This window comes from Mycobacterium sp. P2_H7 (assembly GCF_056403275.1).
Map to the genome: position 1 here is coordinate 134,704 of NZ_JBFUFU010000004.1, position 23,114 is coordinate 157,817.

Sequence of the window (23,114 nt, forward strand, 5' to 3'; positions counted from 1 at the left end):
ACAAATAAGCTAAAACTGTCCGGCAGTATCAGTGTCTACCGCACGCGACTTGACGTGTCAATGGCAATAAACACATGTAAAACCTCATTTCGTTGACTCGTGCATCGACTTGGGTGTACACAATATTCCAATATGTACGGCTACTTGAAGCAACGATGGTAGCTGCCCGACGGCGGAAGGTACGACAGCGCTGATGGCTGAGGCAGGTCCATTCATCGACACCTACGGGCACTTCATCGACGGTGGGTGGGTCGAACCGGATGCGGGTCGATACGACGTCATCAACCCCGCGACCGAGGAGGTGATAGCTACTGCTCCGGATGCGAGTGTCAGGCAGGCCGAGGCGGCTATCGGTGCTGCACGATCGGCCTTCGATTCCGGGCGGTGGAGCGAGCTCTCGTCGGCCGACCGTGCTCGTTGCCTCCAGCAACTCAGCGATGCACTGCTGGCGCACGCCGACGACACTTACGCGCTCGCGCAGGCCGAGTGGGGATGTACAGCAAATGAACGAATCATTCATGTCGAAGGTCCGGCGATCATGGCTGGGCATGCCGCGGAACTCGCGATGGAACCCGTCGAAGCACCCATTGCACCCTGGGGAGCGGGCGGATCGACCCTCCTGCGATACGAACCGCTCGGCGTGGTGTCGATGCAGACGCCATGGAACTTTCCGCACACCCTGAACGTGATGAAGCTCGGCGCAGCACTGGCCGCAGGCAATACCGTGGTGCTCAAACCCTCACCGTTGACACCGCTTGCCGGGTTGGCGCTGGCGCGACTCATCGATGACGAAACCGACATCCCCCCGGGTGTCGTCAACGTCGTGACGCCGAGCGGGCTGGAGGCCAGCAGAGCGCTCACGCTAGACCCGCGTATCGATATGGTCAGCTTTACGGGCAGCTCGGCGGTGGGCCGTGAAGTCATGGCGGGAGCAGCCACGACGATGAAGCGGATTTTGCTGGAATGCGGTGGCAAGTCGGCCTGCATACTCCTCGATGACGTCGATGTCACCGACGAACTCTTGGAGCGGATCCTCTTCGAGAGCTTGACGATGCACGCAGGTCAGGCATGCATCCTCACGAGCAGACTGGTGTTGCCCGAATCGCTGCACGATGACGTCGTGGCCCGACTCTCCGAAATGGCCCGAAATGTGGTGGTCGGTGATCCGACCGATGCTGCTGTCACCATGGGGCCGTTGATCAACCGTGCGCATCTCGAACGCGTCGAAGGTTTCGTCAACAGAGCCGAAAGCGACGGGGCGACAGTCGTTGTCGGTGGCCGCCGGCCGAAAGACCTGCAACGCGGATTCTTCTTCGAACCAACCATCCTGACGGGCGCGAGCCGTGATTCATACATCGCGCAGGAGGAGGTGTTCGGCCCTGTCCTCACGGTCCTGCGTTATCGAGACATCGATGATGCGGTGGCGATTGCCAATGATTCCGCGTACGGGCTGGGGGGCGCGATATGGGGAACTGATGTCGAGGCTGCGGTCGCAGTGGCGCGGCGCATCCGCACCGGGCAGATATCGATCAACGGGACTATCGCTGGCGCCGCACCGTTCGGCGGATTCGGACAGAGCGGTATCGGCCGGGAGGGCGGTGTCATGGGGTTACGGGCACTCATGGAGCCCAAGGTGATTGCGGTGCCAGCCTCATGAGCCGAGCATTAGAGGGACTGCGGGTGGTGGAGCTGGGCAGCGAGATCGCCGGCCCCTACTGCACAAAGCTCCTGGTCGACCTCGGCGCCGATGTGTGTAAGGTCGAGCCGCCAGCAGGGGATCCATTGCGGCGCTGGGGGCCTGCCATCGCCGACGACCATAGCGGACTCTATGAGTACGTCAATGCCGGAAAATCGGGGATCACCGCCGATCTAGGAAGTCAAGGGGATGCAGCCCGGGTATGCGAACTGATCGCCAACGCCGATCTTCTGGTCGAGAACCAGCCACCCGGTGCGCTTCAGGTCTATGGGCTCGATGCTGACGCGTTGCGGAAACTCAATCCGAGGCTGGTCGTCGTGCGGATCTCCGACTTCGGGCAGCGCGGACCACTGTGGGATCGCCAGACCACACCACTCACCCTGCAGGCGGCATCGGGGTGGGTCAGCCCACGGGAATTGGATCGGCCGCCGGTACAGGCCGGGGCTCGGATTCCAGAGTTCATCGGCGGCGCATACGCGGCCATGGGTGCGTTGACAGCGTTGCGCATCGCAGGGGGAGTGGGACACACCGTCGAGGTCGATGTGTCGATGTTCGAGGCATTGCTGTCGACGTTGCCGTATCCGATGTTGATGGCAGAGCGGCTGAAGAACATGGGACTGCCCATGAACGCGAAGGCCGCACCGATGTTGGGGATCGTTCGCGCCTTGGACGGGTGGGTCGGCATCAACTGTCTGACCGGTCAGCATTGGTTGGACGTCTGTGCGATGGTCGGCCTTCCGGATTTCGGTGAGCATCAACTGGCGATCATGCTGGGCGGACCCGAACGCGAAGAGTTTCTCGCCGAAGCGCAGCCGTGGCTGGATTCCATAGCGGTGGCCGAACTCGTCGACCTCAGTCAGGCAATGCGCATCCCAGCGGCTCCGGTCACCGATGGCGACACGATTCTCAGTTGTCCCCAGTACTCCGAACGAGGATTCTTCGTCGAGGCTGGACCCGACGCCGCGCGTTTCTTCAGACCGGGTGCACCCTTCCGAATGTCTGAGACGCCGGTGCAGGAGCCCGCGCCGGCTCCTCGGCTCGGCCAGAACCGTGTGATCGACTGGGGCACTAGGTCCCCGGGCGGCACAGCCGTCGTGGCTCAAGACCCGGCCCTGCCGTTCACCGGACTCAAAATCTTCGACCTGAGTACCTTCTGGGCCGGCGCCTACCTGACCTGCTACCTCGGTGCCTTCGGCGCGGAGGTGATCAAGGTGGAGTCGATACAACGTCCCGACGGACACAGGTTTTCCGGAGCACTGTTGCGGGAGGGTGACGACTGGTATGAGCGTGGACCACTGTGGCAGGGCACCAACCTGAACAAGCGTGATATCACTCTTGATCTGACCACCGAGGAGGGGCGTAGCCTGGCACTTCAACTGGCCGCCGAAGCCGACGTCGTGGTGGAGAACTTCTCGCCAAGGGTGGTCGAGCAGTTCGGGCTCGACTACGACTCGCTGACGGCCATCAATCCTGACGTCATCATGGTTCGAATGCCAGGCTTCGGGCTCGCAGGACCGTGGCGCGACTACGTCGGGTGGGCGCTGAACATCGAGCAACTCTCCGGAATGTCCTCCGCCACAGGATATTCCGACGGTCCACCGTGCAATCTGCAGGGTCCAGCCGACCCGATCGCCGGCGTACACGCGACGGTGGCATTGCTAGCAGCGCTCGAACACCGACGCCGAAGCGGACAGGGCCAGCTGATCGAGGTGGCCCAGATCGAGGTTGGCGCGGCGGTCACCGCTGATCCCGTCATTGATCGCTCTCTGACAGGCAAAGTGCGAGAGCGCGAGGGAAATCGGCATCGTGAATACGCGCAGGGCGTATACCCGACCGACGACCCTGACGGTTGGATCGCGTTGTCGATTCGCGATAACGCCGACTGGGCTGCAGTTGCCGACATCCTCGGCTTCGAAAGCGCCAATGATGCCCGGTTCGTGTCCCCGCAGGCGCGGCTGGACAATCACGACGCGCTCGACGAGCTACTGACCTCCTGGACAGTCAGACACACAGCGCAGCAGGTGGTCGAGGAGCTCGACCGGCGCGCTGTGCCGGCCGAACGCGTGCTCACGGCCGATCGCATGTACGACATCCAGCAACTGGATGTGCGGGGCTACTACGAGGACCTGGAGCATCCGATTACTGGTCGACATCGGTTTCCGGGCTGGCCATTTCGCATATCTCCCGGGCCCGAGCGGCACCACCGTATGCCGTCGCCGACGCTTGGCCAGCACAATACCGAAGTATTGACACAACTGGGTCTGTCCAGTGCGGAGATCGATGACCTGCGCGCCCGCGAAGTGATCGGCAACCGTCTGCGCGGCAACTGACCGCGTTCAACCGGCTCGAACTGCGCGGAGTTGTTCATTCCGACCACACACTGAGAATGCTCATTTACGATTATCGCTATAGCTGATTTCAGATTCGAGATCAGATGTTCACGGTGGGAGGGCGTCATGGCATATGCCAGAATCGGCAGCGCAGCTGCTCGCCCGTTGGCCGGTATCGCGACGGTGGTGACCATCGGTCTGATCATCACCCTCGCCGTCCAGTTGTTTCGCGGCGTCGTGTTCGACGACAGTGTCGGGGTCACTGTCGTCGCAGACCGGGCCGGCCTTGTGATGAATCCCAACGCCAAGGTGAAGATGCGCGACGTCGAGGTGGGGCGGGTCGCGTCGATCGACGAGCAGGCCGACGGAACCGCCGTCCTTCACCTGGCCATGGAACCATCCGCGTTGGAGATGATCCCAGGAAACGTGGCCGTGGACATCGCCGCGACAACGGTTTTCGGCAGCAAGTATGTGCAGCTGATTGCACCGACGGCACCACCTGAGGGCGTCCTGAGCAAAGGCCAGGTGATATCGGCCGGGCGAGTGACCGTCGAGGTCAACACAGTCTTTCAGCAGCTGACCCAACTCATTTCCGCTGTGCAGCCCGAGAAGGTGAACACGGTACTCACCGCACTGGCGGCGGCGCTCGGCGGCCGCGGTCAGAAGCTGGGCCAGACCATCACTGACGCGGATTCGCTTCTCAACGATCTCCATCCCAGCATGCAGAACCTGCACCACGACTTGTCCAGCGCACCTCTGGTGCTCAATACCTTCGCAGACGTGACACCGGACCTGATGCGCACTCTGCAAAACTCAAGTCGACTAAGCCGTGAGATAGTAGATGAGCAGAGCAATCTCGATCGATTCTTGATCAGTATCATCAGCGTGTCGGACACCGGCAACGACGTGGTCGGCGGCAACCGCAAGGCGCTCACCGACACCCTGCAACTTTTGGTCCCGACCACCGAGCTGCTGAACAGATACAACCCTGCGTTGAACTGCCTACTCAGCGGACTGATTCCGCTCGTAAAAGCTCCGCCGTTGCGCCTTCCCGGTGCCGAAGTCAACACCGGATTCACCTGGGGTGTCGAGCGATATCGCTACCCCCAGGATCTTCCGAAGGTGGCGGCCAAGGGAGGACCGCAATGTGCGGGCCTGCCAGTGCCATTCGAAAAGCGGCCGCCATTCCTTGTTGCCGATACCGGTGCCAATCCCTACCGGTATGGCAACACGGGAATAGTCCTCAATGCCGATGGGCTCAAGCAGCTTCTGTTCGGTCCGAGTGACGGACCGCCACGCAACGCGGCGCAGATCGGCCAGCCGGGATGAGCGGCCTGCGAGGCACGGCGGTCAAGTTCGGGGCGTTCGCGGTCGTGATGTCGTTGGTGACCGTCGTCCTCGTGATGATTTTCAGTCAGTACCGGGGCGGGCCCGCGAACCAGTACTCGGCTGTCTTCGTCGACGCGTCGGGACTGAGGGTCGGTGATACGGTGCGAGCATCTGGACTGCGCGTGGGTAGTGTGACAAATGTTGCGCTGCAACCAGATAAGACGGTTATTGTCGATTTCGACGCTGACCGCTCGGTCATTCTGACGACCGGCGGCAGGGCGGCCGTACGCTATCTGAATGTCGTCGGTGACCGCTACCTCGAGCTTCTTGACCAATCTGGTTCCACCCGGCTACTGCCGGCAGGCAGCCAGATCCCGACGGACCGTACGGCTCCGGCACTGGATCTAGACGTGCTACTGGGTGGCCTCAAGCCGGTAATTCAAGGCCTCAAACCCGAGGACATCAACGCACTCACGGCCTCGCTCATCAAGATCATGCAGGGTCAGGGCGGCACTCTCGAATCACTGTTCTCCCGCACGTCCTCGTTCACGAATGCGTTGGCGGACAACCGACAGTTAGTCGAGCAGATGATCGACAATCTCAACAAGGCGATGGTCACCTTGTCCAAGGATGGAGATGACTTCACCGGAACTCTCGACCGCCTGCACCGGCTCATGAAAGAGCTCGCCGATGAGCGAGAACCCATCGGTACCGCCATCGACTCGTTGAGCGCCGGCACCACGTCCCTGGCTCAGCTACTCATCGATGCCGGCCCGCCGCTCACCCGTACGATCGGAGAGCTAGGTCGCCTTGCGCCTAACCTGGCCGCCGGAAACGACAAAATCGACGCCGCGCTCGGTAAGGCACCGGAGAACTATCGCAAGCTGGCTCGAATCGGTGCCTACGGCAGCTTCCTCAACTACTACCTGTGTGGAATTCAGGTACGGGTGAGCGACCTCCAGGGACGCACCTCGGTGTTTCCTTGGGTGAAGCAGGAAACCGGAAGGTGCGCCGACCAACCATGATCAAGTACCGGGGGGCGCACCTTATCCGCAAGGGCTTCATCGGCGTGATGCTGGTCGTTCTGGTCATCGCAGTGGGACTACAGCCAGATCGGATCATCAACTGGGCGACAGCGATTCGCTACCAGGCCTTGTTCGTGGAGGCAGGCGGTCTTACCGTCGGTAACGAGGTGAAGGCATCGGGAGTGACAATCGGCTCTGTCACCGGAGTATCGCTGCACGCCGGCAAAGCTCTTGTTGATTTCACGGTGAACAGCAAGGTGTCACTCGGGTCGAACACCACTGCGCACATCCGGACCGGAAACCTCCTCGGCGAGCGGATTCTGACCCTGGAGTCCGCCGGTGATTCGACCATGTCACCCATGGATGTCATACCTGTGTCGCGGACAGCCTCGCCCTACTCGCTTACCGAGGCGGTGGGCGACTTGACATCAAATACCGCAGGTACCGACCTCGGCTCACTCAATCAGTCACTCGACACACTCTCCGCGACCATTGACCAGATAGCGCCCCAACTCGGGCCGACATTCGACGGCCTGGCCAGGCTGTCGAGGTCGGTCAACGACCGTAACGACACGATCGAAGAACTCCTGGAAAGTGCCAAGAATGTCACAGGCATCCTCGCCGATAGCAGCCAGCAGATAGATCAGCTGATCTTGAACTCCAACGACCTTCTCGGGGTTCTTGTGCAACGCAGGCAGGCAATCGTGGCCTTGCTCAATTCGACATCGGCCTTAGCCCAACAGATCTCAATCTTGATCAAAGACAACCAGTCGGTTCTGGCTCCGATGCTGGAGAAACTCAATTCGGTGACTGCGGTGCTGGAGAAGAATCGCGACAACATCGCCAAAGGGCTGCCTGGCCTCACCAAGTACCTGTCCACACTGAGCGAGATCGTCTCGAACGGACCGTACTACACCGCCTACGTACCGAATCTCATACCCGGACAGTTCACCCAGCCATTCCTCGACTACATCGCCGGATTTCGGCGAGGAAGCAACAACGGTAAGCCGCCCGACAACGCGGGTCCCCGTGCTGAAATTCCGCTGCCGTACAACGGTATTCCCCAGGGGCCGCATTGATGACCAGATCGCTGCTCGCCCGCCTTGCGGCCGTCGCCTTGACAGCGCTGCTGCTGGGTGCGATCGGTGTAGTCGTTCATGGCACCTACTTCGCGCCAAAATCGATCACGGCGTATTTCGTCAAGGCGACGGCCGTTTACCCGGGTGACGAGGTTCGCGTCGCGGGGGTGAAGGTCGGCCTCATCGAGTCCATCGTTGCAGAGGGGACGCAGGCGAAGGTCACGATGACCGTCGACCCCGACGTCCCGATCCCCGCGGAGGCGACAGCTGTGATCGTCGCGCAGAACCTTATTTCGGCGCGCTACGTACAACTAGCACCCGCCTATGAGTCCAGCGGTCCGGCGATGCCAGATGGGGCAGTGATACCGCTCAAGCGGACTGCGATTCCCGTCGAGTGGGACGAAGTGAAGGACCAATTGAACCGGCTGGTGACAGAACTTGGTCCCACCGGGGACAAGTCGGCCACGTCGGTCTCCCGATTCATCGACAGCACCGCAAATGCCATGGGAGGCAATGGAGAAAAGTTGCGGCAGACATTGACGCAACTATCCGGAGTCGGGAGAATTCTTGCGGCCGGTAGCGGCGATATCGTCGACATCATCAAGAATCTGTCCACTTTCATCAGCACCCTTCGCGACAGCAACGCCCAGATCGTGCAGTTCCAGGATCGGTTCGCGACGCTGACGAGTGTCCTGGACGGCAGCAGGTCCGACATGGACGCGGCGCTGACCAACGTGGCGGATGTCGTCGACGACGTGCAACGCTTCGTCAGTAGCAACCGTGATCAAGCCGCCGAACAGATCCAGCGGCTGTCGAACGTCACACAGGAGCTCGTTGCACACCAGCGGGACCTCGAACAACTTCTGCATGTGGGCCCGACAGCGATTGCGAACACCAATAATTTCTTCGATCCCCGCGATGGCGGGATCGTCGGAACATTCGCCTTCGCAAACCTCGCCAACCCCATGCAACTGATCTGTGGATCGATCGGGGCCATCGAGAACGTCACAGCCACCGAGAGCGGCAAGATTTGTGCCCAGTACCTGGGGCCGGCCCTACGCACCATGAATCTCAACTATCTTCCGCTGGGCCTGAATCCATTCCTCGCCGCGGTGCCGCCACCGCAGGACTACCTCTACACCGATCCACGGCTAGCGCCAGGGGGAGCAGGCCCGACGCCCGGGCCTCCGGAGACACCACCGGCGGTGTCGGCATACACCGGGATGGATCACGACCAAGCCCCACCGCCGGGCTACGGCCCGCCCCTGCCCACGCCTTACCAGCCCAAGGACCTGCCGGGTCTCATGCTCCCGCCGCCGGTCAGCGGGGTACAAGACGGATCGCCGCAGGGGCCGCCCTTACCAGCCGGAGCGCCGCTGCCGGAAGGGACGCCACGCCCATGACGACTGCCCGGATCGTCAAGAGTCTGGCCGGCATCTGTTGCTGTGTCGTGCTGACCACAGTCGGGTGCGGCTTCAAGGGAGTGACCTCCCTCCCGTTGCCAGGCACCGTCGGGGCGGGGTCGGGGGCCGCGGTGTACCACCTCGAATTCGCCAATATTGGTACTTTGGAATCAAATTCGCCTGTGATGATCGCGAACGTCGTCGTAGGAAATGTCCGTGCGATGGCGTTTGACAATTGGCGTGCTGACGTTGAGGTGTCGATCCGTCCCGATATCGTCGTCCCAGCCAATGCAGTGGCCACGGTTGGGCAGACCAGCCTTCTGGGTTCGATGCACGTCGCACTCGATCCACCGATCGGCGTGGCACCCGCGGGCCGGCTGCCACCGGGATCCACACTTCCGCTTTCCGGTACTTCCACATATCCGTCAACCGAACAGACCTTGACTGCTCTGTCGACACTGGTCAACGCGGGCGGGCTGGGTCAGATAAGCGATATCGTGCGTAGTCTCAACACGGCTCTGTCCGGGCGCGAACCACAGGCGCGTGATCTGATCACCCGACTCGACGATTTCGTCGGACTATTCGACGATCAGCGAGCTGATGTGATCGAGTCCATCGCGGCGCTGAATCGGTTGTCGGACAAACTCGTTGCCCAGCGCGGCGTGTTAACCACCGCCCTACATGACATTCCTGCCGCGTTGGACGTGCTAATCCGGGAGCGGCCGGCGCTTACGAGCGCGCTCACCAAACTGGGTTCGTTCAGCGACGTAGCCTCGGCTCTGGTCAAAGATTCCGGCACGGACCTGGTGGCGAACCTCCAGAACCTGGCACCGACTGTGAAGGCCCTTGCCGATGTCGGGCCGGATCTCGCGAGTGTGCTCGCATACCTGCCGACGGCGCCGTTCGGCCAGAACGTCATCGACCGCGGGATCCGTGGTGACTATATGAACCTGTTCATCACCGTCGATCTGACGACGGCTCGCCTGAAGCGAACTCTTCTGGCTGGCACCCGATTCGAGGACCAGAACGCACAGCTCGTACCAGCACCCGGTGATACAGGCTACGACGCGTACTACTCCAGAAACCCCCTCGGTGCACCGATTTCGCCCCCGCCTGCGAACTATGCAGACTCTTTGAAGATCGTCGCGCCGCCCCCGCCACCTGCACCGCCAGCCGGATCGCCGACAGAAGGTGAGGGCTAGTGTTCAGCAGGCTCATCCGCGTGCAACTGATCATCTTCGTGATCGCATCAATAGTCGGGGTGACGGCCATGGTCGTCGGTTACCTTCAGATACCGCTGCTGTTCGGCCTGGGGAGAACGATCGTCACCGTCGAGCTGCCCGCCGGCGGGGGACTCTACACATTCTCGAACGTCACCTATCGCGGTGTGCAGATCGGCAGGGTCACTGACGTCGCGCTGACACCGGCCGGGGCGAAGGCGACCTTGTCGCTGGACACTTCACCGAAGGTACCCGCCGATCTCGTTGCCGAAGTGCACAGTATCTCCGCCGTCGGCGAACAGTACATCGATCTGATGCCACGGACATCGGAGCCGCCCTACCTGCAGAACGGATCTGTGATCGCACTGCGCGACACCAGAGTTCCTCAGCCTATCGGCCCGCTCATGGACAATGCCAGTGCCCTGATGGCCAGCCTCCCGAAGGGTCAACTGGCGACAATGTTCGACGAATCTGCGAAGGGGCTCGATGACGCGGGCTACGACCTCGGCTCGCTACTGGATTCGGCAGCCACGGTGGCTCACCGCGCCCGTGGCACGTCGGGGGAGATCGGCACTGTGATCGACGACAGTGTGCCTCTGCTGGACGGTGCTGCGCAATCCGCCGGTGCGACGCGGATCTGGACGCGCAGCCTGGCGGAGGTGACCGACCAACTGGTAACCAACGAGCCGCAGGTTCGTACACTCCTGCAGGATGGGCCCGGCGCCTTCGATGAGGTAACGCGCCTTTTGACTCAGGTGAAGCCGACACTCCCCGTGCTGCTGGCCAATCTGACCAGTTTGGGCAAGGTTGCCGTGACCTACAATCCCTCGCTCGAACAGCTTCTGGTGCTCGTCCCGTCATTTTTCGCAGGGTTGGGCGCGCTGTCGCATATTGCCAATGCGACCGGCTTGCCCTTGGGGGATTTCAGGGTTGGACTCAGCGATCCTCAGGCCTGCACGGTCGGCTTCCTGCCACCGTCCCAGTGGCGTTCACCTGCCGACACGACGACAATCGACACCCCCGATGGGTTGTATTGCAAGCTGCCCCAGGATTCCCCCATTCTCGTCCGGGGCATACGCAACCTTCCATGTATCGCGCACCCGGGCAAGCGAGCGCCCACAGTAGACATGTGCGACAGCGACAAGCCGTTCGTCCCACTGGCGCTGAGGCAACATGCGCTTGGACCCTACCCACTCGATCCAAACCTGCTGTCTCAGGGCATTCCGCCCGACGATCGAGTGCCAGGACAAGCTCCTCTGACCGCGCCGATCGAGGGCACACCGCTGCCCCCAGGGGCACAGCCCAGCGGAACGCCGCCGGGCCGGCAGCCCGTGCCACCACCCCCGGATGCGCCTGCGCCGGCAATGGAACCGCCCGTCGAACCGGCACCGCCCGACGACGTCCCTACTCCCGCTGTGGTGCCCAGCTCGGCGCACCTGGATCGATCTGGCGGCCCTTCCGTGGCCGTGCAATCTTACGATCCCCGAACTGGGCGCTACCTGGGCGCCGACGGTGTGGCACATACACAACCGGATCTGATTGCGCAGACAGCGCCGAAGAATTGGCAGCAACTCGTTCTCGGCTCTGAGGTCACACCTTGACTCGATGCGTTCTCTGTGCTGCCGCCCGCCTGGCGAGCAGCTCTCTTTTGACAGCGGCTTGGTTCGGTGCAACTCCGATCCCAGCGGCGCTTGCCGACATCAACGAAAATGCTCTGAACGGAACTTTCACGGTGGTATCTGACGGTCAGTGGGCGAAGACGAATGACCGGTTCCATGATGAGGTAACCGTGGTCAGCACGTGGACCATCGTCACGAGTTGCCGCACCACCGCAGATTGCGGTGGACGTGTGACCAGTGATCAAGGCTGGTCGGCAGACGTCAGCTACGTCGAACCCATGTGGTACGTGAGCCGTACGCTGCCGGACTGGATGAAATGCCCGGATGGGACGGACGTTTCGGGACGGCAAACCTTCAAGTTCTTCCCAGATGAACTCAACAAACCAGTTCTTCGCGGCTGGGACAACACACTTGGACCTAGCGGTGCCTGTGGCGTCAACAAGGTGCTCAACATCGAGATGCCCCTGAAGCTCATCCCGGTTGAGCCAGGCTGACAAGTAGCTCAGTCGACCATTGCGGCTATGGTGTCTACCACGCAGGCCGGTCGCGGCGATCCTTCCACTTCCACGGTGACGCGCACTGTCGCCCGCCCGCCTTTGTCGTTCCGTATCACGTTGATCAATTCGGCACCGGCGCGGATGCGCGAATCCACTGGAACCGCGGCAGGAAACCGAAGCTTGTCCACTCCGTAGTTGACCTGCATCGAGAGCCCAGTCACCCGATAGATCTGCTGCACCAAGATCGGAACGAGTGACAACGTCAGGTAGCCGTGGGCGATCGTCATTCCGTACGGGCCGCTCGCGGCCCGAGAGACGTCGACGTGTATCCACTGATGGTCGCCGGTGGCATCGGCGAACAGGTCGATCTGCTGTTGGGTGATCGTGTGCCAGCCGCTGTAGCCGAGATGCTCGCCAACGTGTGCTTCGAAGCCGTCGACACCGTGATAGAGCGCCGGCGCCGGAGGGGCCTGCGTCATACCGACACCTTGAGGCGCAACTGCTCGATTGCGTTGCCGCCCATGATCTTCGCCTTGGCTGTTTCAGAGATGCCCTCGAGGCGATCGATGAAACTCAGTGGATCGCCGATTCCCTCGGGGTGGGGGAAGTCCGAGCCGAACATCACGTGGTCCTCGCCCATGATGTCGACGATCGATTTCACGTCGTCTTCGAGGAACGGGTGGATGTAGATGTTGCGCTTGAACACCTCGACCGGGTGCTCTTCGAACTCTTTGGGCATGACCCGGTAGGCCTTCTCCAGCTGACGCAGCAGGTTCTTCACCCACCCACTGCCGTTCTCCACGACCAGGACTCGCAGATCGGGGAACCGCGACAGCACGCCGTGGCAAATCAGTGCGGCCAAGGTGTCCTCCATGGCACGGAACCCCATCACCACCTCGCGCAGGGCGCTGGTCTTGAACGACAGATACTCGCCGCCGCCCTCCCACTCCATCAGGTGCTTTTGGTAGCCGCTGTCGGATGCGTGGAATGTGACGGGGATATCGGCCTTGACGACCTCCGCCCAGAAGGGATCGAATTCCGGCAGTCCCATCGAGCGGGATCCGCCGAACCGACTGGGCACCGGTGCCGGACGCACCAGGAAGGTCTTCATTCCGCGTTCGAGGGCCCAGTGGAACTCTTTTATCGCCTCGTCGACCAGCGGCAGGCAGATCACGGGGGTGGCGAAGATGCGGTCCTGATAGTTGAACGTCCAGTGCTCATGCATCCACTCGTTGAGCGCATGGATCACCGCGTGCGTCAGGACTACGTCATCGGTAGTGCGCTCCTCAATAAGGCTCGCCAGCGTCGGGTACATCACGCACTGGTCGATACCGAGCTCATCCATCAACTGCAGACGAGGTGCCGGCGACTGGTAGGCGGGAATGACATCCATCGCTTCCCCGATGAATTCGCGAAAGTTCAGGCCGTCGGGATTGTTGCCGAGGAAGTAGTCCTCGGCGCTACCGGGCCGCGCCACCCGCGCGAAGGTGGGATTGGGGATCATGTGGCTGATGTGGTCCTTGACCACAAGCTTCGGTCGCCCGTTCACCTCGACGTAGCCAACCTTGCCCCGGTGCTCTTTGGGCAGGTACTTGAGCAGAGCTTCCTGCGTCTCGTACATGTGGTTGTCGATATCGAACACCGGGTACGGGAGTTGGCGGGACGGCATGGGGCTGATTCCTCCTCGGAGCAGCGAATATCAGCATTTACATTTATCGAGAATGACGTTATCACCCTAGCTCGGGAACCTCCACACCCGCCTGCGCATCAGTCGCGTGACCAGGCTTCAACGACTGCTTCCGTCGTCGTCACGGTGGCCAGCAGCGCCAGCGTGTTGTCGATCACAGATTCGGCATATTCCCGCGGATAGCCACTTACCGCATCGCGCGGCAGGACGAACTGATAGCTTCGATTGACTGCGTCCATGACGAGATTCGTGATCGCCACGTTCACCGAAACACCCACTCCGATAATGGTTTTGATACCCATGTTCCTCAACACGGAGTCGAGGTCGGTACCGGTCATCGGGCCCGCGCCGTGCGTTCGGGTGAGCACCAGATCAGAAGGGTGTGGTCCGAGATTCGGCAACAGTGACGCACCCGGACTGCCGGGAGTCAGGTCTGCGTCGAACGACGTACCTGCAGCGAAGAGGCGGGCGTTCGAATTGGATCCACGGCCGTCACTGCGGCGCTGGATGAGACAGTGCACGACGGGAACGCCGACTGCGCGTGCGACTGCCACGAGCTCGACGATGTTCGGAATAGCTTCGCGCGCTGCTTCTTCGGCCAGCATCGGCAGTCCGGCCTCGGCTCCGAGGACGCCGCCCTGGCACTCTTGGGTGACTAGGGCGGTACTGGCCGGCGAGATGAGGTCACGGAGAATCGGACGAGGCATGAGAACACACGTTATCGTTTGGTGCCGGGTGATTTCCAGAGGAGAGACTATGCAGATGTGGGAGTTGGCGGTCCGTGAATCAGTGCGGCAGGTGTTGTCCGATTACACCGGGGCGACAGACCGGTTCGATCTACACTCACTCGCGGCATGTTTCGCGGCCGACGGCGTGTTGGAGTTCACCGGTGGTGACCACGCCCTAAAAGGGCCCACGGCCATCGAGGATGGCCTTGCCGTCGCGATGCGTCGGTCCCGGGACGAGGCGCGGATGTCGCCGAAGTTCGTGTGCCACCACGTCTCCAGCATCAGATTCGGCTCGGTGACCACGAATCGCGTCGAAGTGAGCAGCTATTTCGCGGTATACACGGACGTCGGGCCCGACCATTGGGGTCGCTATTTGGACGTGCTCGTGCCGGAGAACGCCCGATGGGTGTTCTCCCACCGCAAGATCGTGGTCGACGCCTTCGCCACGGACAGCCTGATGGCGGGCTGATCTTCCCCTTCAGGTGGTGATGAACTCCTTGGCGAATGTCTCTGCCAACTCGATGTATTCGGCGCGGTCTTCGCCGGCTGGTGCGATGGGCAACCAAGTCACGCCAGCTGAGGTCAATCGCTGGATAAGCGAATGTCGCTCGTCGGTGGATCGGCTGTCGTCGAGCATGCTGCCCGCGGAGAAGCAGATATCTAGTGGAGCCGTCCGTCCGATGTCAGCTGCGTAGCCGCTAGCCCATGTGATGGCTGATTCGAGGTCGTCGACGGTGGAGATCTCGGCGGTGCGCGATGCGGTGGCATAGCCGAACGTGTTGAAAGGCGCCCAACCCGCTCCGCGACTGATCGCGCGACGGACTGCCGGTTTGCTGTTGCCGCCGATCCAGATCGGCGGCGGTGCGGTGACCGGACGCAGGCGGACACCGCGCGCTGCAAAAGACGACCCGACGTAGGTGACTTCGTCGCCGGCGAGCACCTTGTCGAGGACGTCGAGCGCTTCGTCGAGGAGTGCTCCGCGACGGTCGAAGTCCACCCCGAGTGCGCGGAACTCGGGCCTCAGATATCCGGCCGCCGTGCCGATGATGAGGCGTTCGCCGGAGAGCACCTGCAGGCTCTGGATCGACTTCGCGCCAAGGAAGGGATTGCGATACGCAGCGATGTAGACGTTGGTGAGCAGCTTCACCGCACTCGTCGCCGCAGCGGCAAAGCTCAGCGCAACGAACGGGTCCAACGCGTGGTGGCCGCCGTGATCGAGCCATTTTGCATCCGGGGCCGGGTGATCGGTGACGTGAACGGCGCCGTAGCCTGCGCTCTCGGCGGCGCGAGCGATATCGGTGATGGCCTCGGCGGAGACGAAGTCGTCCTGGCGGTCGACTCGTTGGGTGGGCAACTCCAGGGAGAACGAGATGGGCACGGGGGTCCTTCCGTTAGGAATCTGACGAGGTGACGAGATCGGCCAGGCGCCGGGCGTGGTGATCGGGGTCGCCGAGCATCAGGGAGGAGGATTTGGCCCGACGCACGTACAGGTGCGCGTCATGCTCCCAGGTGAATCCGATTCCTCCGTGTATGCGCATGTTATCGAGCGCGATGTGCATGAAGGCTTCGGAGGCGGCCAGTTTCGACACCGACGCAGCGATGGTGAATTCGCGGGGATCCTCCGAACACACAGCATGGTCGACGGCCGAGCGCGCACCCTCCACGAGCACGAGCATGTCGGCGCAGCGGTGCTTGACCGCCTGAAAGCTTCCGATCGGCCGGCCGAACTGGATTCTTCCCTTGGCGTACTCGACGGCCGTGTCGAGGCAACGGGCCGCCGCACCGACCTGCTCGGCTGCCAACAGGGCAGTGGCAATGTCCGCCGCCTGCCGCAGTCCGGGCCCGGCAGCGCCGGCAGCGCCGAGGATTCGCGCGGGTGTGTCCTCGAAACGCAGTCGTGCCACCTTGCGGGTGCGGTCGAGGCCGGCGAGCGCGGTGCGCTGCAGACTGTCCGCATCGCCGGCCACCGCCAGCAGCGATATGCCGCTGTCGGTTCGTGCCGCCACCAGGACGGTGTCGGCAGTATGACCGTCGAGCACCATCGGCGCGTTGCCGCGGATGCGGTATGTGCTTCCGTCGTGGTGGGCCACCAAGGTCACCGTTGCGGGATCCCAAGCGGCCAGACGGTCGTTGAGGACCAGCGTGGCGGTGCGGGAGCCGTCGACGAGGCCGGGGACGAGATCACGAATGTCCGTGTCGTCGCCGCAGTTGAGGATCGCCGGGATGGCCAGTGCGACGGTCGAGAAGAATGGCGCACACAGCAGGGCAGCGCCCATCTCCTCGAACACGACGGCCAACTCGGCGACGCGCGCTCCGGCGCCGCCGAACTCTTCGGGTACCGCGATGCCGTGCAGGCCGAGTTCAGCTGCCATCCGGCGCCACTGGGTGCGGTCGAAGCCCGTTTCGGTGTCCATGTGCCGCCGGACGGCATCGCTGGGGGATGCGATGGACAAGAAATCCCGGACCGCTTCCCTCAACTCGTCTGCGGGTCCGGGGTCTGCGGTTGGTGCTGAGATCGTCCTGATGTTGCGTCGTCCTAACTGTTCGTCTCTTCGATGGTGAGATGCCAACCGAACCCCGATATAGGCGTTTGCGATTGAGGATAGTATCTTTTTCGAAAAGAGAGAATAATGATTCTCAATGGAAGGAGCTGAGCGGTGACACCCACACTCGAATACGGGATTTTCGACTGCGATACCCACTGCTACGAGACGCGTGATGCGTTCACCCGCTATCTGCCCAAGGAGTTTCACGACAGAGCCATCGCGCCGGTCCGTGGGGCTGACGGCAAGGAATCGATTCTTGCCGGGCATCGGATCGCGACCTTCAACAGCGAGGCGGGGCTGGGCTTCGACCTTGCCTACCGCCCGGGGTCGCTCAAGGAGATGCTCAAGCAGATGGGGTCCGGCAACCCGGACGAAACCTACGAGCCGCAACCGATGCAGCCGGAATGGCTGGAGCGCGACGCGCGACTGACGGTGATGGCACAACAGAACGTTGAGCGGGCTGTCATCTTTCCCGCCGGCATGGCACTTGCCGCCGAACACTATGTGGACGACACCCCGGCGCTGTACGCCAATCTGCGGTCGTTCAACCGATGGTTCGATGAGACCTGGGGCTTCAACCACCAGGACAAGATCTACGCGACGGCATTGCTGTCGCTGCGTGACCTGGACTCGTCGATCGCCGAGACGGATGCGATCATCGCGCAAGGTGCCAAATTGGTGCTACTGCCAACCGGGCCGGCGCACGGTCGGTCGCCTGGAGACCCGTATTTCGACCCGATCTACGCACGGCTTCAGGAAGCCGGATGCACGCTGGTTTTCCATATCCAACCGTTCTGGTATTTCAACGCGATCTCACCGGCGTGGGGGCACAGCCCCGATCCCGCCGCTTGGCACATGTCCGCGTGGCAGTGGATGAACATCTACGGCCAGCGCCCGATCGAGGACACGATATCCGCGCTCATCTTCGACAATCTTTTCGGACGATTCCCAGGACTGAAGGTGCTGGTGGCCGAGCACGGTGCGGAATGGGTGCCGCAGTTCGTGATTCACATGGACAAGAGCCGCGGGATGGGCCGCAACGGACCGTGGATCGGGGGCAAGCTCACCGAGAAGCCCTCGGAGATCTTCCGGCGCCACGTAGGTGTCGTTCCCTACCCGGAGGATGACATTCCCACGATCGTCGACCGCCTCGGGTACGACGAGTGCCTGCTGATGGGGTCGGATTACCCACACGCTGAGGGACTTGCCGAGCCTGCTGATTTTGTCAAGCTGCTCGATCCGCTGGATGATGCCGCCAAGAAGCGCATCATGCGGGACAACGCCGACGCGCTGCTCACAAGGAGCTAATTCACCGTGGTGGCAGATGAAGTCGACCTCGACTTCCTGCGCGGGTCGGCGCGCGAGTTCCTGGCCGAACGCGGTGAGAAGGATTCCCTACTGGACCTTGCCGCCATGGACTGGACCGGCCTGCTTGTGGACGAATCGCTGGGCGGTTCAGGCTGGCTGCCCGTGGAGGCGACCGTGGTCGCCGAAGAACTGGGCCGCGCCAGGGACCGATCGGCATGGTTCGGCACCGTAATGGCGGCATCAGCGCTGGGATCAGCACCAGTGAGTGTCCGCGATCGATGGTTGCCTGCCCTGATCGATGGTTCGATGGCAGCAGGGCTCGCACTGTCCGGCGGTACCGTCCGGGTGGCCAAGGGCGACGCGATCGATGTCTTGGTCACCCTTGGTGCCGAAGGGGTTCAGCTGTTCGAGGTCCCCGAGACGCTATCCAAGAGCCGCGATGAAGAGTTGTTGGATGTCAGCCGAGCGGTGTGGCGGGTGGAGCTCACCCGTGCTCAGGGCGCTGTGATCGGTTCCCCCGAACGGGCGGAGAAGTTGCTGGCGGCCGCCAAGGTGCTGCTCAGCGCGGATTCGGTGGGTGCAGTCTCGAGTACCTTCGAGCGGCTGGTCGCCTACCTGAAAGAGAGGGTGGCTTTCGGGGTGCCCGTCGCCAGTTTCCAAGCGGTGCAACACCGTTTGGTGGACCTCTTGGTCGTGGAAGTGAAGGCGCGGGCGGTCATCATGAAGGCGGCACGGGCGCTGGCATCAGAGAACTCCGCCGACGATGCGGTCACTCTGGCCGCCGTGGCACACGCGTTCGTGACAGCGAAGGCATCGGCCGCCGTCGACGAGTGCATGCAGCTTTCCGGCGGAATCGGATTCACCTGGGAGTATCCGTTGCACCACGAATTGCGACGCGTGTTCACGAACGGGTATCTGCTCGGGACGAGCCGCTCCAGTCGAGCGGTGCTCGCTGAGAGGGCCGGCTGGTGAACGCCGCAAGTGTCCGTCCCAGCGATGAGCAGTTGGCTGAGTTCAGGGATCGAGTCCGGTCGCATGTCTCCCGGCACGCACCACCTTTCGAGGCGCGCGAGGGCCGCCGTGCGCCGGAGGATGCTGTGCAGGAAGCGCATCTGCGCACCTGGTTCGCAGGATTGTTCCGCGCGGGATTCGTCGGTGCGGACTGGCCCGTCGAGCACGGCGGGCGGGAAGATCATCATCCGCTGCACGATCGCATCGTCAGCGAGGAACTTCTCCGGGCCCGGGCGCCTCGCCCTGTCGACCAGGTCAACCTCGCGGCGCACGTACTACTCCATTTCGGATCTGATGAACAAAAGGCCGCCTTGCTGCCAGCGATCAGGCGCAGCGAGCACGTGTGGTGTCAGCTGCTCAGCGAACCGGACGCCGGCAGTGACATCGCCGCTGTGCGAAGCAGGGGAGTACGCCAAGAGGACGGGTCGTGGGTGCTGGACGGGCAGAAGACGTGGATCACCGACGGACACTGGGCCGACATGGGACTCGCCTTGATCCGCACCGACCCGTCCTCGACCCGCCACCACGGTCTTAGCGCTTTTGCCGTGCCGCTGTCGGCGCCGGGGGTCGAGGTGCGTCCGATCCGGACGATCAACGAGGCCATCGAGGTGAACGAGGTCTTTCTCGACGGTGTCGTGATTTCCGCTGCCGGCATGATCGGTGAACCGGGTCAAGGGTGGTCGATCATCATGGCCGGCCTGGATTTCGAACGCTTCGGGATCGGTGGCAACGTCGTCCTTCTTGAACTGCTGATCGATGATCTCGTGACCGTGGCACGTCACGCCGCCCTCGACGGCATACCCGCGCTGGCGCATGCCGATATCCGCCAGACGGTGGCTGAGATGGCGGTCGAAGTCGAGGTGGCGAAGGCATTCATCGACGATCACGTCGAACGGCTCATTGTCGGTGCGGCCGGGCAGGGTGATGGTTCGATCGCCAAGCTCAGCTTTGCAGAGACCTATCACCGGGTTTCGGCTTACGGCAGCGAACTAGGTGCCACAGTGTGCACAGTGGATAGTGATGCACATGTCAGGCAGGCAAAGCAGCGACTCCGGGAATGCTGGCTATGGTCGAGGGCCTACACCGTATCCGGCGGTAGCTCGGAAATGATGCGCAACATTCTCGCCAAACGCCGGTTGATGCTGCCAAGCAGATGAAGGGAACCTTCTGGAACCTCGTCGAGATGGCGGCGGCAACGCATCCCGACCGAGTCGTGTTGGTCGATGACTACGGCCGCGAATTGACCGGTCTGGGTCTTAGGGACACGGCGTTGACTACCGCGGCCGCGTTTGTCGAAACCGGTGTCCGTGAGGAAACCGTGGTGTCGTGGCAGCTGCCGACAACATTGGAGACCATGGTTGTAATGGTGGCACTGGCCAGGCTGGGTGCCGTCCAGAACCCGCTGCTACCGATCTGGCGGGAGAGCGAAGTACGCTTCGCCACAACCCAACTGAGAACCGAGGTGTTGTTGGTGCCGGGCATGTGGCGTGGCTACGACCATGCCGCACTGGCTCGGCAGCTTGCTGAACGGCGCAAGATGTCGACTGTCGTCATCGACCACGAGACCCCGATCGCCGGCAGCGGTTTACGGTTGCCGAAAGGTGATGTGGCCGTGCTCCCCCCACCGCCTGAATCGGCCGACGTGGCGCGATGGATTTACTACTCGTCCGGTACGACGGCAGCACCGAAGGGAGTCCGGCATGGCGACCGATCCATCATCGCAGGGTCCGCGGGCGTAATCGGGATCGTTGGCGCGAGCAGTGCCGACGTCAATCCGATCGCGTTCCCGATCTCACACATCGGTGGCGCGGCCATGCTCGCGGCGGCATTGATCACCGGTATGCGTCTCGTACTGTTCGACACGTTCGACCCCGTGACGACTCCGGGCGCAATCGCTGCTCACCAGCCGACGCTACTCGGCTCTGCCACACCGTTCTTCGTGGCTTTCATGGCTGCCCAACGTGAACACGGCGACAGTCCGCTATTCCCGAGGTTACGGGGATGTGTGGGTGGCGGCGCACCGATCACCGCGGAGCTGGGGCAGCAGGTCCGTCAGACGCTGCGGGTACCCGGGATCGCGAATGCCTGGGGGCTGACCGAATTTCCGGTCGCCGCATCGCAGAGACCTGACGCCCCTGCAGACCAGTTGGATCGCACCGTAGGCCGCCCTGTGCCTGGGGTGTCGGTCCGGGTGGTCGATGACAACGAGCGTGAGCTACCACAGGGTGGGGAGGGGGAGTTGCGGCTCAAGGGCCCGCAGTGCTTCCTCGGTTACGTCGACGCTGCACTGGATGCCGATGCCTTCGATGCCGACGGCTGGTTCCGCAGCGGTGACCGCGGCAGCGTCGATGCAGACGGCAACATCGTGGTGAGCGGGCGCATCAAGGACGCGATCATCCGAAACGCCGAGAATATCTCCGCATTGGAAATCGAGAACGTCCTGACATCCCATCCGGGCATCGCCGATGTAGCCGTCATCGGGGTGCCCGATGAACGCACCGGTGAGCGGGTGTGCGCGGTGCTGGTGGCGCGTCCAGGGACGGAACTCAGTCAACGCTCGATCTTCGAGCACTGCCAGGCCCACGGGCTGAGCAAACACAAGGCGCCAGAACGTATCGAAGTCGTCGAGGCGCTGCCGAGAAATCTGACCGGCAAACTACTGAAGGCCGAATTGCGTTCACAATTCGGTCGATAGGAAACGGAGAGAGCATGGCAGGAAGACTGGACGGCAAAGTCGCCTTCATCACGGGCGCTGCCCGTGGGCAAGGGCGGGCGCACGCGCTGGCGATGGCGAAGGAAGGCGCCGATATCATCGCCGTCGACATCTGCGCCGACATTGCGTCCAATCCGTATCCGTTGGCCACGGCCGACGACCTTGCGGAAACTGAGCGTGCGGTAAACGGGACCGGTGCTCGGGTTTACACGCGGGTCGCCGACGTTCGGGACCGCCCTGCAATGCGGGAGGCGCTGGAATCGGCATTGGCCGACTTCGGCAGGCTCGATATCGTCGTCGCCAATGCCGGCATCCTGCCCATGGCGATGGGCTCGCCTCATCCCATGCATTTCGTCGACGCGACCGATGTGGATCTGGTGGGTGTGCTGAACACCGTCGCGGTAGCGCTGCCCCACCTTTCGGACGGGTCTTCCATCGTCATCACGGGTTCGACGGCCGGCATGATGCCCGGCAACGCCGACAGCCCGGAGATGGGGCCAGGCGGAGCAGGTTACGCGTGGAGCAAGCGGATCCTGATGGACTACGCAGAGCAGATGGCGATTCATTTGGCGCCCAAATTCATTCGTGTCAACGTGATTCATCCGACCAACGTGAACACCCACCTGCTGCACAACGACGGCATCTACGGTGTCTTCCGCCCCGACCTGGTGGCAGAGGGCAAAAAGCCTACGCGCGAAGATGCTGACATCGCATTCACCTACTTCCAAGCGATGCCCATTCCGTACGTCGAACCGGAGGACATCGCCAACCTGGCTGTATTCCTGGCCAGTGACGAGAGTCGGTATGTCACCGGCCAGCAGATCCGGGTGGATGCCGGATCCTTCCTGAAATTCCCGAACGGTCCTGGAAGCTGACTCTTGAGGCAGCCCAATCTGCGAACTATCGGCGGATAAGCACGGAGG

The 23,114-nt window shown here is 62.4% G+C and carries 20 protein-coding genes; 15 read left to right on the forward strand and 5 right to left on the reverse strand.

The window, feature by feature from the left end; translation table 11 throughout:
* Positions 1-193 precede the first annotated feature (193 nt).
* From AC1DY7_RS05050 to AC1DY7_RS05090, 9 genes are all read left to right on the forward strand, one after another.
* On the forward strand, positions 194-1,657 hold the full coding sequence (locus tag AC1DY7_RS05050) for an aldehyde dehydrogenase family protein (protein WP_477492561.1): 1,464 nt from the start codon (positions 194-196) through the stop codon (positions 1,655-1,657).
* Positions 1,654-4,026: a CaiB/BaiF CoA transferase family protein gene (locus AC1DY7_RS05055; protein WP_477492562.1), complete on the forward strand. Its 2,373-nt coding sequence runs from the start codon at positions 1,654-1,656 to the stop codon at positions 4,024-4,026. The genes AC1DY7_RS05050 and AC1DY7_RS05055 overlap by 4 nt, the downstream gene beginning before the upstream one ends.
* A gap of 126 nt (positions 4,027-4,152) precedes the next feature.
* Complete coding sequence (locus AC1DY7_RS05060; RefSeq protein WP_477492563.1) at positions 4,153-5,355, forward strand: MCE family protein; 1,203 nt, start codon at positions 4,153-4,155, stop codon at positions 5,353-5,355.
* Positions 5,352-6,380, forward strand: a complete 1,029-nt coding sequence (locus AC1DY7_RS05065; protein ID WP_477492564.1) for an MCE family protein — start codon at positions 5,352-5,354, stop codon at positions 6,378-6,380. The genes AC1DY7_RS05060 and AC1DY7_RS05065 overlap by 4 nt, the downstream gene beginning before the upstream one ends.
* Entirely contained in the window at positions 6,377-7,459 is a 1,083-nt protein-coding gene (locus tag AC1DY7_RS05070) for an MCE family protein (protein WP_477492565.1), read from the forward strand. Before AC1DY7_RS05065 ends, AC1DY7_RS05070 begins: the two co-directional genes overlap by 4 nt.
* Positions 7,459-8,862, forward strand: a complete 1,404-nt coding sequence (locus tag AC1DY7_RS05075; RefSeq protein ID WP_477492566.1) for an MCE family protein — start codon at positions 7,459-7,461, stop codon at positions 8,860-8,862. Before AC1DY7_RS05070 ends, AC1DY7_RS05075 begins: the two co-directional genes overlap by 1 nt.
* Positions 8,859-10,064 (forward strand): MCE family protein, encoded by a 1,206-nt coding sequence (locus tag AC1DY7_RS05080; protein ID WP_477492567.1) that lies wholly within the window; start codon positions 8,859-8,861, stop codon positions 10,062-10,064. The genes AC1DY7_RS05075 and AC1DY7_RS05080 overlap by 4 nt, the downstream gene beginning before the upstream one ends.
* Positions 10,064-11,683, forward strand: a complete 1,620-nt coding sequence (locus AC1DY7_RS05085; protein ID WP_477492568.1) for an MCE family protein — start codon at positions 10,064-10,066, stop codon at positions 11,681-11,683. Before AC1DY7_RS05080 ends, AC1DY7_RS05085 begins: the two co-directional genes overlap by 1 nt.
* A gap of 47 nt (positions 11,684-11,730) precedes the next feature.
* Entirely contained in the window at positions 11,731-12,195 is a 465-nt protein-coding gene (locus tag AC1DY7_RS05090; RefSeq protein ID WP_477492569.1) for an Rv2253/PknI dimerization domain-containing protein, read from the forward strand.
* Between the two features lie 8 nt (positions 12,196-12,203).
* Here the strand turns inward: AC1DY7_RS05090 and AC1DY7_RS05095 are convergent, their stop codons facing one another.
* From AC1DY7_RS05095 to AC1DY7_RS05105, 3 genes are all read right to left on the reverse strand, one after another.
* Positions 12,204-12,677 carry a MaoC family dehydratase gene (locus AC1DY7_RS05095; RefSeq protein WP_477492570.1) on the reverse strand — a complete coding sequence of 158 codons (474 nt, stop codon included), beginning with the start codon at positions 12,675-12,677 and terminating at the stop codon, positions 12,204-12,206.
* On the reverse strand, positions 12,674-13,867 hold the full coding sequence (locus AC1DY7_RS05100; RefSeq protein WP_477492571.1) for an amidohydrolase family protein: 1,194 nt from the start codon (positions 13,865-13,867) through the stop codon (positions 12,674-12,676). Before AC1DY7_RS05100 ends, AC1DY7_RS05095 begins: the two co-directional genes overlap by 4 nt.
* Before the next feature lie 98 nt (positions 13,868-13,965).
* Positions 13,966-14,592 carry a cysteine hydrolase family protein gene (locus tag AC1DY7_RS05105; RefSeq protein WP_477492572.1) on the reverse strand — a complete coding sequence of 209 codons (627 nt, stop codon included), beginning with the start codon at positions 14,590-14,592 and terminating at the stop codon, positions 13,966-13,968.
* Positions 14,593-14,641: 49 nt separating this feature from the next.
* Between AC1DY7_RS05105 and AC1DY7_RS05110 the strand changes: the two genes are divergently transcribed.
* Positions 14,642-15,082 carry a nuclear transport factor 2 family protein gene (locus AC1DY7_RS05110; protein ID WP_477492573.1) on the forward strand — a complete coding sequence of 147 codons (441 nt, stop codon included), beginning with the start codon at positions 14,642-14,644 and terminating at the stop codon, positions 15,080-15,082.
* A 9-nt stretch (positions 15,083-15,091) separates the two neighbouring features.
* Here the strand turns inward: AC1DY7_RS05110 and AC1DY7_RS05115 are convergent, their stop codons facing one another.
* Both AC1DY7_RS05115 and AC1DY7_RS05120 read right to left on the reverse strand, forming a co-directional pair.
* Complete coding sequence (locus AC1DY7_RS05115) at positions 15,092-15,991, reverse strand: TIGR03619 family F420-dependent LLM class oxidoreductase (protein ID WP_477492574.1); 900 nt, start codon at positions 15,989-15,991, stop codon at positions 15,092-15,094.
* Positions 15,992-16,004: 13 nt separating this feature from the next.
* Positions 16,005-17,090 carry an acyl-CoA dehydrogenase family protein gene (locus AC1DY7_RS05120; protein WP_477492575.1) on the reverse strand — a complete coding sequence of 362 codons (1,086 nt, stop codon included), beginning with the start codon at positions 17,088-17,090 and terminating at the stop codon, positions 16,005-16,007.
* 180 nt (positions 17,091-17,270) lie between these two features.
* Here AC1DY7_RS05120 and AC1DY7_RS05125 point away from each other — a divergent pair, with 180 nt between their 5' ends.
* Genes AC1DY7_RS05125 through AC1DY7_RS05145 form a run of 5 tightly spaced genes read left to right on the forward strand, consistent with a single transcriptional unit; the run spans position 17,271 to position 23,066 of the window.
* Entirely contained in the window at positions 17,271-18,467 is a 1,197-nt protein-coding gene (locus AC1DY7_RS05125; protein WP_477492576.1) for an amidohydrolase family protein, read from the forward strand.
* A 6-nt stretch (positions 18,468-18,473) separates the two neighbouring features.
* Complete coding sequence (locus tag AC1DY7_RS05130) at positions 18,474-19,439, forward strand: acyl-CoA dehydrogenase family protein (RefSeq protein WP_477492577.1); 966 nt, start codon at positions 18,474-18,476, stop codon at positions 19,437-19,439.
* The gene (locus AC1DY7_RS05135) at positions 19,436-20,635 is read left to right on the forward strand and encodes an acyl-CoA dehydrogenase family protein (protein WP_477492578.1); all 1,200 of its coding nucleotides are present in this window, start codon (positions 19,436-19,438) and stop codon (positions 20,633-20,635) included. Before AC1DY7_RS05130 ends, AC1DY7_RS05135 begins: the two co-directional genes overlap by 4 nt.
* A complete protein-coding gene (locus AC1DY7_RS05140; protein WP_477492579.1) occupies positions 20,632-22,173 on the forward strand; it encodes a class I adenylate-forming enzyme family protein in 1,542 nt (513 codons plus the stop codon). The genes AC1DY7_RS05135 and AC1DY7_RS05140 overlap by 4 nt, the downstream gene beginning before the upstream one ends.
* A 14-nt stretch (positions 22,174-22,187) precedes the next feature.
* Complete coding sequence (locus AC1DY7_RS05145; protein ID WP_477492580.1) at positions 22,188-23,066, forward strand: mycofactocin-coupled SDR family oxidoreductase; 879 nt, start codon at positions 22,188-22,190, stop codon at positions 23,064-23,066.
* Positions 23,067-23,114: the final 48 nt, after the last annotated feature.